We start from the raw sequence: 16,452 nt of genomic DNA, 5'->3' as shown, positions 1-16,452 counted from the left end.
CGGCAAACGGCAAAGTCACCCGACAATTCCGGCAGGAGTTGCGGCAAAATCGTCAAAACCGGAAATTCCGATCATATCGAAAAAACCCACTCCCCTTTTTTCGCAATTGTATAGATTGGCCGGAATTATCCGCCATGGGGAGAGCGGGAGGAGCGGGTGCCAGAGATGATGCGGAAATGCTGCCGATGCTGAGAGCGTTATCGCCATCCGGATTTCGCGGCCGCCTTCTGCTCATCCTTCTGGCGATCAGCCTCCTGCCGCTGCTGGCCACCGCCTCCGCCTTCTTCTACATCCTCAATCGCAGCGTCACGGCAGAAACCTTCGCCAAGCTCGCTTTCGTTCGGGACGCCAAGCGCAGCGAGATCGAACAATATCTGACCTTTGCCACAAGGCAGGCGGAAAGCCTCAGCCAGTCGAATGCCGTGCGCTATTCGATCGGCGATTTCTATGGCTTTGCCTATGCGTTCCGGAAGATCGACCCGTCCCCGGAGCGGGCGACCGCTATCCTGCATCAAATGTTCGGAATCGATCGCGATGGCGGCGGTGAAGCGCTGCTGCCGAAGGACAATGACGCCATGCTGCGCTCGGCGCTGGAATATGCCAACGCCCATCAGCAGTTTCACGATGATTTCGTCAGCTTCGTCACCACGTCCGAATTCGAGAACCTCTACCTCATCACGCCGGACCAGCGTGTCGTCTATTCGGTCGAGAAGGACCGCTATCTCGGTACGGACCTGAAGACGCTGGTTGCGGCGACACCCCTCTCCCGCCTGTCGCGCGCCATGACGGAAGCGTCGCCGGACCAGACCATGTTGGTGGGCGATTTCACCACCGATCCGGTCACCGGCAAGTTCGCCGCCTACGTCGCCGTCCGCGTCGCCTTCTACAACAAGGTGCGCGGCATGGTCATCTTCCGCCTCGGTCCCAAAGGGCTCAACCGGATCGTTCAATCGCAGCAGGGCGGGACCAGCAGCCTCTATCTCCTCAATTCCGATGGTCTCTACATTTCAGCGCCGGAAGGCGGCAAACCGGGCATGCCCAGCAATTCCGCGGCCACCGGCGCCGACGGCGCGCCTTCTAGCGCAGCGCTCGTCGCGGATGGGCTTGGTGGCGTTCCTGCGCTCGCGGCAGGCACACAATTGCATTTTGGCGCCGTTCCCTGGAGCCTTGTTGCCGAAGTGCCGGACTCGGTCGCCTTCGCAAACAGTAATTCGCTTCGGCAAATCGTCATCACGCTGGCTCTGGTTCTGCTTCCAGTGCTCACCGCCCTGGTCTTCTATCTCTCCGGCACGATGACACGGCCCGTGCAGCGCCTGACCGACGCGGCAGGCGCGATTGCCGATGGTAATCTCGATCATGCCATGCCGACAATCAAGAACCCGTCCGAACTCGGCCGGCTGACGGCGAGTTTCACGCGCATGCGCGATGCTGTCAGCGAACAGCTCAAGCTCATCAATCAGAAGAATGCCGAGCTGGAAAAGCATGTCGGCCTGATTGAGGAGAAGAACAAGGCGCTCGAAGAGGCGGACCGGATGAAGGATGCCTTCGTCGCCAACACGTCGCATGAACTGCGCACCCCGCTCAACGGCATCATCGGCATTTCCGAAACATTGGTGGCGGGCGTTGCCGGGGAATTGACGACAGCCCAGCGCAACCAGCTTCAGCTCATCAGCTTCAGCGCCCGGCGGCTTTCGCGCCTCGTGGACGATCTCCTCGATCTCTACCGCATCCGCCAGGGCCGCATGCGGCTCGACATCCATCCTGTGCATATTGCAACCAGCGTGAGCAGCGTGCTGAAAATGTGCGAACCGCTCCTGCGCGGCGAGCCGGTGGCCCTCGAGGTCGACATTCCCGAAGACATCCCCTTCGTGATGGCCGACCCCGTGCGTTTCGAGCAGATCCTCTATAATCTCCTCGGAAACGCCATCAAATACGCCGGCCAGAGCACGATCCGCGTCGTGGCCACGCCAGCCGGGATGAATGTTGCGATCAGCGTCGAGGACACGGGCGTCGGCATTGCCAGCGACAGCCTCGAACGCATCTTCCAACCTTTGGAGCAGGCGGGTTTCGGGGATGGCACGCGGCCGCCTGCCGGCACCGGTCTGGGGCTGACGATCGCCCGTCAGCTCGCAACCTTCCTCAATGGCAAACTCACTGCTCATTCCGTGCTGGGCGAAGGATCGCGCTTCACGCTCGTCCTGCCCGCTGCGGCAGTCGAGCCGTCCTATGTCGATTATTTCGGCGAGGAACTCGATCAGAAACGGCTGCACGAGACGGTAGACATGATCGCTCGCAGCCAGATCGCCACCGATGCGCCGATGGCGCCCGGCGTACCGCTGATCCTTGTGGTCGACGACGAGCCGATCAACATCCAGGTGCTGCGCAATGTCCTGCAGCCGGTCGGCTATGTCGTGCGCGCGGTCGAAAACGGGGCGGATGCACTGGCTTTCATCGATCGACTGAAACCCGATCTGGTCGTGCTCGACGTGATGATGCCGGGCATGAGCGGGCTAGAAGTCGCCAAAGCCATCCGCGAGCGCTACGACTTGCTCGATGTGCCGATCATCATGGTGACGGCGCGCAGCCGGACGCGCGATGTGATCGCCGGCTTCGAACATGGTGCTAATGATTACGTCGTCAAACCCTTCGTCAAGGATGAGCTTTTGGCCCGCGTGGCGACGCTGCTGGAGGCTGCGCGTGCACGCGGCCAGCTCCGTGAGAATAGCTCGCTCAGGGCGGAAATCGAGCGGCGGGTCGAAGTCGAGGATGCGCTTCGGCTGTCGCAGCAACGTATGGCGAGGCTTCTCGATATTTTCGAGGTGGCAATTCTCTGCACCGATCGCCAGCACCGCATCATCTACACAAACCAGGCTGCCCTTGGCATGTTAAGCATGCCAATCATCGCGCATGAAACAGCGCTTTCATCGTTGACGGGCACCGAGCTCGCGGAGCGCATGTATCAGGCCGTGAAGCGGGAGGGAGAGTTTTACCTGTCAAGCGTCCGCCTCGGCGGCCACGCGTTCGCTCTCAACGTCTTCGAGTTCGACATCGGAACCGGCGGAGGGCTTGCTCTTGTTATTCAACCAGTCTCGGCAGTTTCGGCTGGCGACATGCCCCGCAGGGACCGAATGGTCCACCACGTATTGGGAGCGATCGACAGCGCCGGCGCCAACCTGGCCCTTTTGGCACCTGAGCCGGAACGCGCTGATACCTCACCCCTCGAACCACAAGGGGAACCCGAACAGCAACGCGCCTTTCGTTTGATCATCATCGACGTCATGAAACAGAGCCTGGAGCTCTGGAAACGGATGACGGGCAAAGGCAAAATCGACTTCGCGGAGAGCAGCGGTATCTGGCGCGTGAACTTCGATCGCTCTTCGTTGCAGGCGCGAACGCTGGAAAAATATCTGCTGCTCGAAACCTTGCCGCTCCAACCCCGCTGGCGTGACGTTATACGCTCCGGTGAATTCGCACTGGCCTGCGCCACGAAAACCGGCTTCGATGCCGACCTCGGCGATCTCGTCGAGACGTTGCGCCGGGATCTCGATCAGTTGCGCGCCATGGTCCGCGATGGCCGCAACACGAATTGAGGTGGTATCGATAAGGGTCTCCTCCTCGCGGTCCTGCATCTTATGGAGGCACAGCACTTAACAAGCGCCCATATCTATCGTTAGGATTGCATCGGCCATTCACCACAGCACCACGACTATGCAAAGGAAACGATCATGCCACCTGTCACCGTCTCCATCCTCGACAATCCATCGGACGACGATCGCCAGGCGATAGTTAATCCTCTGCTGGCGTTCAACGACGCGAAAACGGGCGACGACAGATATGAGCCGATAGGCATTATGCTGCGCGATGAGGCGGGCGAAGCCATCGGCGGGCTATGGGCGAAGCTCTATTACGATTGGCTATTTGTCGAATTGCTCTTCGTGCCGGAAAGTCTTCGGGGTGAAAAATTGGGATCCACACTCCTTACGCAAGCAGAGCAAATCGCCAGGGAGAAGGGTTGCGTCGGCGTCTGGCTGGATACGTTCAGTTTCCAGGCTCCGGGGTTCTACGAAAAGCAGGGGTATGAGCGCTTCGGCAGTCTGCAAGATTATCCAAGGGGCAAGGAACGCGTCTTTTTCCGAAAGGTCTTTTGAAGCATGGAAATACGAGACGCCATACCGGAGGATGCCGTGGCTGGCTGCATTGTTTTGAGGCGGTCAATTTCAGAGCTGTGCGAGGCGGACCACAAGAACGATCCAGCAATTCTGGCAGGTTGGCTCGGCAACAAGACGGTCGACAATTTTGTGGCTTGGATCAACCGACCCGACAATTCGCTGCTCGTTGCTGTCGAGAACGGCGAGATTCTCGCGGTGGGCGCTGTGACAGATGCTGGAACCATCAGCTTGAACTACGTTTCACCGGACGCCCGGTTTCGAGGGGTTAGTCGCACCTTGCTCAGCGCCCTTGAAAAGAGAGCGGGCGAGCGCGGAAATACCCGGTGCAATTTGACCAGCACCGAAACCGCTCGGCAATTCTATCGGTCGAATGGGTATCTTGAAGTGGGTGCATCAAGCGGCGCTTTTGGGACGAGTTCCGGTTATCCGATGACTAAGACACTAAAGTGAGAGCCTTGGCGCATCCACCAAAGCTAATTGCTGCCGTTGACCTTCCCGTCTTCTCAACGCCGTCGGCTGATAAAAATCATCAAAGCCAAAAGCAGAATAGCCGGAATGCCGATGAAGCTGAAGACGAATGGCCCCATCCAGATATCACCGTCTGGGCCACTGCATTTTGGAATTGGGCAACCTGCCTGCGCCACCACAATCAAGATCAAGAACACAAAAACAATGAGGCTTGTGATAATCGCCACAGCAGCCTTCATAAAATCCATGACTGTTTGCATGCTCGAACTCTCTTTCGCCGACGGGTTTTCGAGGCGAACCTACTGTAGCAAAACGGAGCTTCGAAGCAGTTAATCCGCTATCCCAATAGCAATGTTCGCTCGCTGTCCAAGATCATCGAAGCATGATCTGTTAGCGTTGCTCAGCGGGAATCTTTGGAACATGCCAGGCCGATATTTGTTCGACGTCGGCAAACAGAGAACATCCAAGGAGAAAATCATGTTCTTGAAAATCCTGGCAGTCTCAGCTCTTTCCCTCGGCCTTGCAACATCGGTACTGGCCCAACAGTCCGGCACCAGCGGTAGCGGATCCGGAGCGGGTTCTGGGACCTCGACACCTTCAGGCTCCGGATCTGACAACGGCATGAACAGCAACAAGGGCTCCGGTGCCAATACAACCAGCGGCACCAACAGCGGCGACGCGGCTGGCAACGGCGCCAGCAACGACAAAGGAAAGGCCAGCGACTGCAACGGAATGTCGACATCGAAGAACACGACAACGATGAAGCAGGACCAGGCAGCAAACCCCGCAACGTCGTCAAACTGCCCATAGCCGATGTAGGCAGTAGCTGATGTCTGCTGCCTGACTCGTCTCCCGAAATCGAGATTGGGGCGTCCGGCGGCCGGATCGAAGACGACGTAACGAACGCCGCAGGACTTAACTGGCCTTTGACATCTCGCCGGGCCGCGATGCGACCTGAACATTGTTGCGACCGTTTCTCTTTGCGCTGTAGAGGGCGCCGTCAGCCGCCGCAACAATTTCCGCCGGCGCATCGCTGGCATGGCTTGCCACTGCGAGGCCAAAACTAGCGGTCAGTCGTAAAGACGTCCCCCCATGCGTCTCGATCGAAAGTTCCTGAATGGAACGCCTCAGGCTTTCTGCGCGCTCGACCGCCTGCTGCTGCGAACAGTCTTCCAGGACGATAACGAACTCCTCCCCGCCATATCGTGCGACGAGACTGTTGGCGTGCCAGGGCAAACTGCTCAGCACATCGGCGACGGCCGCGAGAGCCCTGTCGCCAACCAGGTGGCCGAATGTGTCATTGACGGATTTGAAGTGATCGACGTCGACCATAATAATCGAAAGATCAGGAGAGACGGTGGCTCGCCGGCTCAAGGCCGATGTGAGATGGTTCTCGAAGGTCCGGCGGTTTGCCAGTCCGGTCAACGGATCCTGTTCCGCCAAGCCATGCAGAATGGCATTGGTGCGGTGCAGATCGTCCGAGACCTGTCCATAGGCCACGATCGCAGCATCGATCATTGCCAGTTCCGCGATGCGCGGAGCGCGCTTTAGACTGACGACCCGCTCGTTCTTTCCAATGCGCTCCAGATTATCGATCGCGGCCACAATAGGCGCCGTGAGGTGACGTCTCGCAGCGATCAGCAAGACGGTGGCAAAAAGGCTTGGAACGAGCAGGATCAAAATCCACCCAACCTGCATATGCCCTGCGCTGCGCTGGATTTCGCTTGCGAGATCGTCGGCGACGACTGCAGCATCGCCGCTTAACTGTGCGGCCATCGCATCGATCGTGTGCATGGCGCGGTCATAGGATTGCGTCGTCAGCTTATCGACATCGTCGGCATCCGATGCGGCTGTGGCAGACGACGTCTCGCCCTCACGCAGGTCGCGGGCCTGCTGACGAAGTTTTGCGATGATCTTGGTTTCATCGGCGATTTGCCGTGACCCTTCGATGAGACGGGCATTTTGATCGAACGAGAATCCCTGCGTGAGGGCCTGAATCTGCAATTGGATTTGCCGCTCCAATCTGCGATCTTTCGCCAGATAGATGGAGCGCAGGAGAGAGGAGAGACGTTCGATTTTTACCGCATTCCGCGTCTGTGTCAGGATGAGCGGGATTTGGGTATCACGGGTAAAGTTTGCTTGGGTCTCGATTCTATTCAGCAGGACGAGCGAAATCCCGGCGGCGATCAGCGAGTAGCTGACAACACCCAGGAGAACAAGCCGACCGACAAAGCTGAGCGAGAGCTGGCGCCTACTCGACCCTTTGATATCATCCATGCCAGTCGCTCAATAAATGCTGAAGGGGAAGTAGGCATCGTTGATGCGATCATAGACGCCATTGAGCTTGATTTGCTTCAAAGCGTCGTTCACCTTCTGAATGAGAGCTGCATTTCCCTTTTTTGCAGTGATATGCGCCGAGCTTTGGAGAAACTCGGTGGAAATCGGATCGCCGACATAACCAAAGCGTGCGCCTTCCGGCGTCTGCAGGAAGCTGAGAAGCTCAATGGCATCGCCGATCAAAAGGTCAGCCTTATTATCCAGAAGCAGGTGTTGGGCCGCCGGCTGATCTTTCGCCAGCACGGCCTTGCTCGCACCATAGGCCTTCTGCAAATATTCAGCCTGAATGGTTCCCGTTGCCGCCGCGATGCGAACGCCAGTGAGGGCCGCCGGCGCGCTGTCCTGGAACTTGTCCGAGTCGCCTATCAGCACCGAATGCGAACGGTAGTATGGCGCGGAGAACTCCATCTTCTGGGCTCGCTCGTCGGTAAAGGCCATGCTGGCGACGATAAGATCGTATTTGTCGTCCGCCAAACCCTGAATGATCTCCGTCCACGGCACGGCGACGAGCGAACATTCGGTTTGCATCTGCCGGCAGAGCGCTTTGGCGATATCGACATCGAAGCCGGCGAGCTGCCCGGACGTGTCCTTGAAGTTGAAGGGCGGATACGCACCTTCGGTGGCAATGCGAAGCTGATCGCCCGCCATTGCCAGGCCAAGGGAGCCTGCAAAGAATAAGGCAACGAGTAGAAGCCGAGCAATCATCTGTTTCCCCACCATAGTATTGTGAAGATATTAGGAGGAAACCGATAACAAAGAGTGATAGCACCTGCTCAATTTCGATGCTTTCGCCGGCGAGTACAACAAGGATGCTAATCCTCTCCCCATTGCTTTGGTAATATTGGTGATTGAGCGATATTCCGCATGATTGTCAGTTTATGACAGAACGCATGCAGGGGCGGAAAAGCTTCAGTTCGAACGACGGGATTGTTCCACAGGAATACGGCTTGGAGTTGCCTTCTTCAAACGCCGTTTCACAAGGCCTTCGGTAAATAGCCGTCCAGCAGAAGTCTCTCGAACCGGCCACTCTCGCTTGCGGAGCGCATATCTTTGAAGAGCCGCGAGATGAGGCGCGGACGCGATCCTGGCCTTTCGTCGATCAGCACGACCGACAACCGCTTTATCTCGATGGTGATCGTGCGCGCCTCGTCATGCCAACGAAAATTCGACGAATCCAGTGAATGAAATCCATTCTGCGCCGCCCATGCGGCTATCATGTCCGCGTTCATGAGTATCCTGTTTAGGGAGATTCGGGCGGACGCCCTCAGCCACTGTCCTGCCGATGCGAATCGCCTCTTATTCTGACGAATACCGCGACTGAATCGCTGGAATCCAGCGCAAACCGTTCAAGCCGCGAATTGCCCGCCGGGTGTTGCGAGAAAGACTCATACGATTGATAGACGATTGCGTTTCGACGAAAGGCGCTTTGTAATAAGGCCCATCGCGAGTTGTATCAGGGCACAGGCGCATGGACCCCACACATTTGTTTGAACTTGTTATCGGAATGTTCGTGGCGATCATCGCGCTGCATTACGCCGCCCACAGGTTCGGGCTGCCGCCATCTGTGGCGCTGCTTGCCGGAGGCGCGTTGCTTGCCTTCCTGCCGGGTCTGCCCACAATTACGGTCGATCCTGGCCTGGTGCTCGTCATCTTTCTTCCGCCACTACTCATGGACGGAGCCTGGTTTATTGCGCTTCGTCCATTGCGCCGCCACCTGGTCGGCATTGCCTCGCTCGCCATTGGCGCGGTGTTTTTCACATGCGCCGTCTTGACCGTGGTGACCCATCTGCTGTTTCCATCGCTGCCCTGGGCCGCGTGCGCGGCACTAGGCGCGATCGTTTCGCCACCGGACGCGATTTCCGCTCGCGCTATCCTGCAACGGGTAAAGTTGCCCCGGCGCCTGCAAATCCTGCTCGAAGGCGAAAGCCTGCTTAATGATGCCAGCGGCTTGGTGCTCTTCCGTTTCGCCGTCGCTGCCGGTGTCACCGGTGCTTTCAGCACAGTCGATGCGGCAGGAAGCTTTTTGCTTTTGGCGGCAGGCGGCGCCTTCGTCGGCATCGTCGTCGGAACGGTCTGGGTCCTGTTCGTGAGGCAATTGCGCGATGAATATCTAATGATCGCCGCCACAACGCTGTTGGCTTGGACCTCTTATCTGCTTGGCGAACAAATCCATGTGTCCGGCGTCATCGCAACGGTGACCACCGGCCTGATCGCAAGCTGGCACCAGCATACGGTGCTTTCGGCCTCAACACGCATGCGCGGCACGTCATTCTGGACCGTGATCATCTTTCTGATGGAAGCCGCGGTTTTCATCTTGATCGGATTGTCACTGCGGGGCGTTGTCGAACGTGGCGGCGGCTTTGGCGTGGTGACCGCAACGATGGGATTGCCGATACTCGTCATCCTGATTGCACTCACCCTGGCGCGCTTCGGTTGGGTCTTCGGATCCGACCTTGTGATCAAACTTTGCAATGTTTTGGGGCTTGATCGACATACGCCGCTCGGTGTCCGGGGCGTAACCGTCATAAGCTGGGCCGCGTTCGTGGTGTCGTCACGCTGGCCCTGGCACTGAGCGTGCCCGAAGGCTTCCCCGGCAGGGACTTCATCCTGGTCACGTCGTTCGCCGTCATCGTCGGAACCGTGCTTATCCAAGGGACAACGCTTGGGCGCGTGATCACCTGGGCAAGGCTGAGCGAGCCGGCGTCAGAGAAGGCGCGCCTCACCATGAGCCAAGCGGAAGCTGCCATGGCGCAGGCGCAATTTGCGACCGTCAAGGGCCTGGCCTATGACAGTGAAGGGAAGCTCATTCATCCGCAACTGCTGGAGCGATATCAGCGCAGGGCTGTGGCAATTGTCGATTATGCAGCGCGCACGGAACAATACTCACCTATGCTCCAGGCCCATTTCGATGTCGTTCTCGAAGCGGTTGCCACAGGGCGTCGCGAACTCATACGGCTTCACCGCGCCGGCGATATTGATGACGAGACGTTGCGCGAACTGGAGCGAGACCTGGATCTCGAGGAGCTAAGCGCGATCTCCGCAAAGTCATGACCGCGGGCGCTCCTGCTCTCGTCAGTGCCAGTCCTGATTATGGGAACGGTGGGCGTCCGTGAGCCCGTTTCTGAAGAACCGGTCGTAATAGTCGATCTCGATGTGATGCGCCTGCAGCCAGACGCCCGGCACATGGATCGCATCGCAATGCGCCGGAAACCGGCCATGCGTTTCGTAAATGTAGGTGCAGATGTCGCGCGCGCAGCCGATGACATCGTCGTTATAAACGGCAGCCTCCGCGAGATAGCGTTTGCCGTAGTCGTCCTTGTAGATCTCGGCAAAGAGCGCCTGATCATTGAAGAGGCCGTTCTTGCCGAATTTCTCCTCGACGACCGCCGTAACGGCGTCGGCCATGCTGTTGTAATAGGGTGGCGACATGCCCTTGATCAGGTGTTCCCCCTTGAAACGCAGTCCGATCGGATTGCTGCGCAAGTTGGCGTAACGCGGCAAGGGCACCTGCCAGCGCAGAATGTCCATCAGGCGCCAGCGTGGCGTGACGACGTCAAACCCCAGCAGGGGACCGTAAGTCTTCACAAATTTCGGATCGCCGACGAGGACGGGCGGGCTGATGGAGCCGTGGATCCAGGCACCGAGCCCCATGGCATCGGCGGTCAGGAATATGTTCTGCAACAGCAGGTCGGCCTCGATCTGCGTCCGTAGCGAACCAATGACGCCGAGCGGGATCTTGATATCCTTGTTCAGAAAACCCTTGTCCACCCAGCGCTTCACGCCTGCGAGCCGATAGAAGTTGCGGTCGTCGACGATCGCCGGTCGCGCGCCGTCCGGCTGGGTCAGAAGATACATCATGCCGTTGATATATTGCCGGGAGAGATCGACGACCGGCAGGAAGATCGTGGTGCCCGGCAGGTTCGACAGGAAGCGATTGGAATCGAGATAGGCGGGAAAGGCGCGCTTGCCGTCAGGAACATCGAGGCGGTGATCGAGAATGCGCACCTTTGCCTCTGCTGCCCGGGCGATCAGCCGTTCCGCCGTCAGCGCTTTTTCGCCGTCCGGCGGCGGTGGCAATTTGCGGATGAAATAGGTGCCGCTGTCGTTGATCATGAAGAAATGCGTGCCCTGGGCATTGTCGGGGCTGCCGGCGGTGCGGCCCTCCATGACAAGGTTCGGCTTGGCCATGATCGGCTGATGCGTGGCCGGATCCTCAAAGGGCCGGTCGGGCATGGTGAGCCCCGTCGAGCCGGTGATGGCGATCAGCATCGCCTCTTCGAGCTCTGAAAGGGGTTCACGCGGCTGCTGGGACTCATAGCTCATCGTGCCGGCCAGCACCGAGCTTCCCTGGCTGACGCGATGAGTCCGCCGGCGCCATATCGTCTCGATGAGCGGCCTGCGGAACAGCGCGTCGAGACCGCGGTTGCCGGTCGAGGTTCTGGCCGCGGCCGCATCTGTTGGCGAAAGATCATCTGCTCCGGGTCGGTCGGTCATGATGCCCTCTTTTCCAGATCCTGCTTTTCGCCGCCGAAAAGAACTGGCCGCCAGGGCACGAAGGCACTGGCATTGCGCGGCAGCATCGACGCGAGATCCGGGCAATGCCGCAAGATCAAGCTCGTCATGCCGTTGTTGGCGATCCAGTCGATGCCGAAGGGCGAATAGACCTCCGGACGGAAATCCACCGTCAGGAAGCGATCGCTCTGCAGCCGGCGCGACGCCATGAGAATGAAGATGCGGAACGCGGTGTCGCTGAAGCCGAAGCCGGCCGGCGGCGGTTCGGCAAAGAGGCCAACCACGGTGTCGACGCGATCGATGTTGCCATAAATCTCCTTGAGCAGCCGCACGTCTTCCGGGTTGGTCGACAGTTCCTCCCAATGCTTGATCCGCGGCCGATGCAGGCCGGCCCTGAAATCATTGTAGCGCGGCACGCCACGGCGTCGCGTACGCACGAGGTCGACGACGGAAAGGTCGATGATCTCCTTGTCGCGCGTGAAGGCTTGAAGTGCGCGCGGGAAATTATGCAGCGTGATGGCGCCGGGATGCGCCGTTCCGAAGGAATAGAGCGTATTGCGAAGGCCATATTGCCGCATAATCTCGTCGGCGCCCGGGCCTTGTATGTCCATGAAGCTCTTTTCGGCGATCTTGGCGCCCGTCTTGTGGTTATAGAAGCAGTAGTCATCGGGCAGTAGCGGATGCATGCGGTAGACGGTGACGAAATCCTCGGTCAGCGAATAGGGCGTGCCATGATGGTCCGGCATCGTCTTCGGAATGCCGGTAGAGGCATGCGCGTCGATCAGCCAGAGGCCTGCCTTCGTCAGCCAATCATTGGCGGGCGGGCCGTTCCAGTTGCTGGAAAGGCCGATTTCAATCGCTTTGGTAGCAAGGATCGCCGGCGTCCATTCGACCGTGTGGATCTTGGCGATCAGCGCCGAGACGATCAGCCTGGCGGTCTGGTAGACGCGCTCGTCGTCCCAATTGCCATATTGGCGCCGAAGCTCGTCGCAGAGCAGATTGTGTTCACGCGCAAACAGCGTGTGCATGGCGCTCAAGCCGAGCCACCAGCTCTCATTGAAGCCTGTCACTTCGAAGCCGTGGACATCGACCGGCAAGTGCCCGTTGACCAGGCGTATCTTCGGGCCCTCGCGCAGGTCCTTGGCCTTCTTGCTGTCGGGACCGTAAACCTCCGATCCGTCCCACCAGTGCGAGGCGGCATTGCCGAAATAGATGGGCGGCTTGCCGTCATAGCCGCTGATCTCCATGTTTCCGGCAATTCGCATGACGTCTTCCGGCTTGCCGCCGATCTCGCTGGTCCATTTCATGCCGGCGGGAAGACCGACGACGACGTCCTTTTCCCCCAGGGGATGGCGGGCATGGTTGACCCAATCATGGACCTGAAACTGGATCCACGCGGCGGCGAGGATGTTGAGCGAGCGCGCCGGAATGAACGAGTCGCGATGCAGCAGTTGCTGCGCAACCACCACCGGATTGGGCGTGTCGAACAGTTCGGGCGCAAAAGCCGGTGTCAGGTTGCGTCCGAAGGTCGAGCCGATGGCACCCATCTTCGGCGCCGATAGATCGTTGAACGTGCCGTCATAGGTCCGCATCTGCCGCTCGCCTTCGGCAATCGCCGGTAGCGGCGTCGGGCGGGCGACCGGCGGCGCCTCGAGGGGATCTGTTCCGATCAGGTTCTTTTCACGCAAGACATAGCGGAAAGCATCGAGATTGAGCAGGCTCAGCCGCAGCGGCAGTCGGTGCCAGGCAATGTACCGGTTGATGACCAGAAAAGCGCTACGCGTAATGCTTCCCGCCAGCCGGTTGCGGAACGGCACCGGGCTTGTCCAACGGAAACTGTGGCGATAGGCGGCGCTGGCGTCGTAGACCACTTTGCGCGCCCGGTTTAGATTGCCGAGCGGCCTGAAGGCATCGGTCGTGTTCCAGGGGTTGAAAGCCAGTTCGTCGACAAGGCGCGCATTGGCGATGGTTTCGGCGTCACCGGTCTTCGGTTTGCTGACCTTGAGCTCTGCCACCTTGATCGGAGGCGAGGCCGTCTCCATCCATTCGATGGACGTGTCCTCGATGGGCGTCGACTTCCGATCGACGAAAAGCTGGAGACAGAGTTCATAGCGGATATCGCCCACCTCCAGCCGCCGTGCGAGTTCGGTGGAGAGATAGCTAGGATCCGTCTCGGAAGGGTCGGGGGCATGCGATGCGTTCGGTGCGGGACGGAAGAGATAGCGCACCGCCCGCCTTTCGCCCCAACAGATGGCACCGCGGCTCCAGAAGGTCTCGAGCGCCAGGCTGCGGATTTTCCGGTTGCGGCCTGTAGTGACGTTGCGGATCATCCGTATGGTTTCGGAGGGTCCGAAGGTCAGGGCGAGGCCGATCACGCCGAAGAGCCGGCTCAAGCCTCCGCCCGCCGTCGCCTTGGCGAAGGCGACGAACTGCCTGGCATCGCGTGCGTGGGAAACCGGAAAATTGGTCGCTAAGAGATCGTGGCTCTCCTGATCCGAGACATTGATCCGCACGGCCAAGCCTCGCAGGTCGGGCTTGTAGTCGGGCTGACCATAACCACTGGCATTGGACAGGCGCAGGATCGCCGGATAGCTCTTGCCAGGCTCGGCAAACCCAACCCTCAGATCTTCGGGCAAGTCATCGACGAATGTCAGCTCGGCGTCGATGGCCGCAAAGACCGCCTTGCTGTGAAACGCGCGCTGAATATCGGCGGCCTTGGCATAGCTGCGCGTCTTATATTGGACACGCATCATATCCTGAGCGAGGCGCTCGAACATCAAGCGCTCGGCTTCCACGCCCCCTTGATAGGATTCACTCCACTCCATTCTCGTTCGCCCTCCGTGAACGCATCGAACAATGGGCTTCCGGCACATCGCATCGATGGGAATGCATGGGATTGAAAAGCGACGGACGATGATCCCCCGTTTCCCGGCGCCGTCCGCGATGCGACAGGAAACGCCTTCCGATTTCGGCGCATTGCGCCGACCAACAAAGTGGCTATTGCGTACCCCGACCGGGGAAAATCCGGTCCTCGACCATTTTTGCGATACCGGACAGAAGCCCTTTCGGCGAAGGGCTGTAATGCGGCAGCGCAAGTCGTGTGATGTGGGCGTCTATGATCGCCGGCTTGCCGAGTGCGAGCGCCTCGTCGAAGGCTCTTTCGAACTCGTCGATCGTCTCCACCCTGTATCCCTCAGCACCGCAGGCCCTGGCATAGGCGACATAGTCCGGATTGCCGAATTCGACCAAACCCGATTCCGCATAGGCTTCGAGCTGATAAAGCTTGATGAGCTTGAATTCGCCGTCGTTGAAAATGATCCAGATCACAGGGATGTCGTATTGAACGGCGGTCAGCAGCTCGAAGCCCGACAGCAGATAACATCCGTCGCCGCAGCCGACGATGACGGGACGATCGGGATTGGCGCATTTGGCGCCGAGCGCGCCATTGACATGTCCCGCCATCGGCCCGAATCCGCCAGGCTTGCGGAAGAACTGTCCCGGCGAAAGTTCCAGATAGTAGCCGAGCCAGGCAAGGTGTGCGCCCGCGTCTGCAAGCACGATGGCATTCTTCGGCAGGCGCTTGGAGACGGCTTGGGCAAGCTGTCCGGGATGGATGTCATCCAGGAGATGCACGATGCGCTCCGCGTCATAGTCGCGCCCTTCGGCGGATCTCGATGGCACAGCCGCAGCCTTCGGCCATATTTCCCCGTTGAGTGCCGCAACCGCGCGTTTTGCATCGCCGATGATGGCGGCATCGGCCTTATAGACCTTGTCTATCTCGCCGCTATCGATGTTGATGTGGATGAGCGTCTTGCCGATCAGCAGATCATCGCGAAAATTGAAGGTGGCATGCTGCGCGAAGGAATTGCCCACCGCGAGGATCACATCGGCCTCAAGGAAAGCCTTCCAGGCTGCGCTGTGGCCGCTATCGCAGAACACGCCGACAGAGAGCGGATGACGCTCGGAAATGATGCCTTTTCCATCGAGCGTCGTCGCGAAGGGGATCTGGTAGCGCACAAGAAGTTCCGTCAACTCCGGCCCGGCGCCACTGCGAACGGCACCGAAGCCGATCAATGCCAATATCTTCCTATCCTTGGCAATAGCGTCCGCCAGAAGCTCGGCCACCTCGCTTACCCGCTTGGAATCCGGTACCATCGGACGCCGCTGGAGATTGATATCGCGGTAGTTGTCAACGGAGACGCCATGATGCGTCAGGTTTTCCGGGACATGGATGTGAACCGGGCCGGGTCGGCCCTCGAAGGCTAGGTTGACGGCCTCTTCGACGACATCGCAGGTCTTGGCGGCATCTGTCAGCAGAAACGACTTTTTCGTGGTGGCTGCAAACATCGCCTGGGAATCCGGAGTGCGACTGACACCCGAGGTTTCATTCAATGCGCCCTTTCCCTTCCAGTCGAGGGAGGCATAGCCGGAAACGGCCAGGACCGGATAGGAATCCGACATGGCAACGGCCAGTCCGGAAAACAGATTGAAGGCGCCTGGCCCAGCGGTCGCAAAGCAAAAGCCCAAATGATCGGATTGCATGGCATACCCGCATGCCATGAACGAAGCAGCCTGCTCATGGCGGGTGATGACGGGCTTGATTGAAGAATGTTTGAGGGCAAGCATCAGACCGGCGGCATTTTCGCCCGCTCCGCCAAAAGCGGCGCCGACCCCTATTCCCTCAAGTGCCTTCACGATCGCTTCGTAGACTCTCATCGAGAATGCCCTCCAAACGCACAGATAATCCGGCGCGTCCAATTCCCAACTACATTGTCAATGCGGAAAGACACTGCTCCTGCATTTCAAGTCCAGAATATTCGGAAGTACCTATTAAGAGCCAAACCCGCTTGGTGAGACCCGTCGCGTTCCGCGCGTGAAATCCAAGCAACCGAAGCTGAAATATGCTGTCGAACGAAACTGCCATCAGGCGGAATGTTGGCGCATTCCCTTATCGTTGCGGCCATCT

General features: G+C 59.0%; 11 protein-coding genes and 1 pseudogene. 5 read left to right on the top strand and 7 right to left on the bottom strand.

Annotated features, from left to right (window positions below):
• Positions 1-185 precede the first annotated feature (185 nt).
• The 3 genes from QA648_RS20815 (at position 186) to QA648_RS20805 (ending at position 4,619) form a co-directional block, all read left to right on the top strand.
• Complete coding sequence (locus QA648_RS20815) at positions 186-3,590, top strand: hybrid sensor histidine kinase/response regulator (RefSeq protein WP_283053349.1); 3,405 nt, start codon at positions 186-188, stop codon at positions 3,588-3,590.
• 135 nt (positions 3,591-3,725) lie between these two features.
• Positions 3,726-4,148, top strand: coding sequence for a GNAT family N-acetyltransferase (locus QA648_RS20810; RefSeq protein WP_283053347.1), 423 nt, complete (start codon positions 3,726-3,728; stop codon positions 4,146-4,148).
• Between the two features lie 36 nt (positions 4,149-4,184).
• Positions 4,185-4,619 (top strand): GNAT family N-acetyltransferase, encoded by a 435-nt coding sequence (locus QA648_RS20805; protein ID WP_311319457.1) that lies wholly within the window; start codon positions 4,185-4,187, stop codon positions 4,617-4,619.
• Positions 4,620-4,672: 53 nt separating this feature from the next.
• Here QA648_RS20805 and QA648_RS20800 read toward each other — a convergent pair whose 3' ends face one another.
• On the bottom strand, positions 4,673-4,897 hold the full coding sequence (locus QA648_RS20800; protein ID WP_283053343.1) for a hypothetical protein: 225 nt from the start codon (positions 4,895-4,897) through the stop codon (positions 4,673-4,675).
• 217 nt (positions 4,898-5,114) lie between these two features.
• Here QA648_RS20800 and QA648_RS20795 point away from each other — a divergent pair, with 217 nt between their 5' ends.
• Positions 5,115-5,447 carry an oxidoreductase gene (locus QA648_RS20795; RefSeq protein WP_104827834.1) on the top strand — a complete coding sequence of 111 codons (333 nt, stop codon included), beginning with the start codon at positions 5,115-5,117 and terminating at the stop codon, positions 5,445-5,447.
• Positions 5,448-5,552: 105 nt separating this feature from the next.
• Here QA648_RS20795 and QA648_RS20790 read toward each other — a convergent pair whose 3' ends face one another.
• The 3 genes from QA648_RS20790 to QA648_RS20780 all read right to left on the bottom strand — a co-directional run bounded on the left by QA648_RS20790 (position 5,553) and on the right by QA648_RS20780 (position 8,203).
• Entirely contained in the window at positions 5,553-6,914 is a 1,362-nt protein-coding gene (locus tag QA648_RS20790) for a GGDEF domain-containing protein (RefSeq protein WP_283053340.1), read from the bottom strand.
• Between the two features lie 9 nt (positions 6,915-6,923).
• Positions 6,924-7,679: a transporter substrate-binding domain-containing protein gene (locus QA648_RS20785; protein WP_104826211.1), complete on the bottom strand. Its 756-nt coding sequence runs from the start codon at positions 7,677-7,679 to the stop codon at positions 6,924-6,926.
• A 269-nt stretch (positions 7,680-7,948) separates the two neighbouring features.
• Complete coding sequence (locus tag QA648_RS20780; protein ID WP_104826210.1) at positions 7,949-8,203, bottom strand: hypothetical protein; 255 nt, start codon at positions 8,201-8,203, stop codon at positions 7,949-7,951.
• A 239-nt stretch (positions 8,204-8,442) separates the two neighbouring features.
• On the opposite strand from QA648_RS20780, the pseudogene QA648_RS20775 reads away from it, so the two are divergent.
• Positions 8,443-10,025, top strand: a pseudogene (locus QA648_RS20775) (Na+/H+ antiporter).
• A gap of 21 nt (positions 10,026-10,046) precedes the next feature.
• Here the strand turns inward: QA648_RS20775 and QA648_RS20770 are convergent.
• The 3 genes from QA648_RS20770 to QA648_RS20760 all read right to left on the bottom strand — a co-directional run bounded on the left by QA648_RS20770 (position 10,047) and on the right by QA648_RS20760 (position 16,202).
• Positions 10,047-11,468 carry a hypothetical protein gene (locus QA648_RS20770; protein WP_283053337.1) on the bottom strand — a complete coding sequence of 474 codons (1,422 nt, stop codon included), beginning with the start codon at positions 11,466-11,468 and terminating at the stop codon, positions 10,047-10,049.
• Positions 11,465-14,311: a peroxidase family protein gene (locus QA648_RS20765; protein ID WP_283053335.1), complete on the bottom strand. Its 2,847-nt coding sequence runs from the start codon at positions 14,309-14,311 to the stop codon at positions 11,465-11,467. Before QA648_RS20765 ends, QA648_RS20770 begins: the two co-directional genes overlap by 4 nt.
• Before the next feature lie 172 nt (positions 14,312-14,483).
• Entirely contained in the window at positions 14,484-16,202 is a 1,719-nt protein-coding gene (locus tag QA648_RS20760; protein ID WP_283053334.1) for a thiamine pyrophosphate-binding protein, read from the bottom strand.
• Positions 16,203-16,452: the final 250 nt, after the last annotated feature.

It is taken from the genome of Rhizobium sp. CB3171, assembly GCF_029714265.1.
In the GTDB taxonomy this organism is placed as follows: Bacteria; Pseudomonadota; Alphaproteobacteria; order Rhizobiales; family Rhizobiaceae; genus Rhizobium.
Note: the sequence above shows the minus strand (reverse complement) of the source record. Positions and strands in the feature narration are given on the sequence as shown.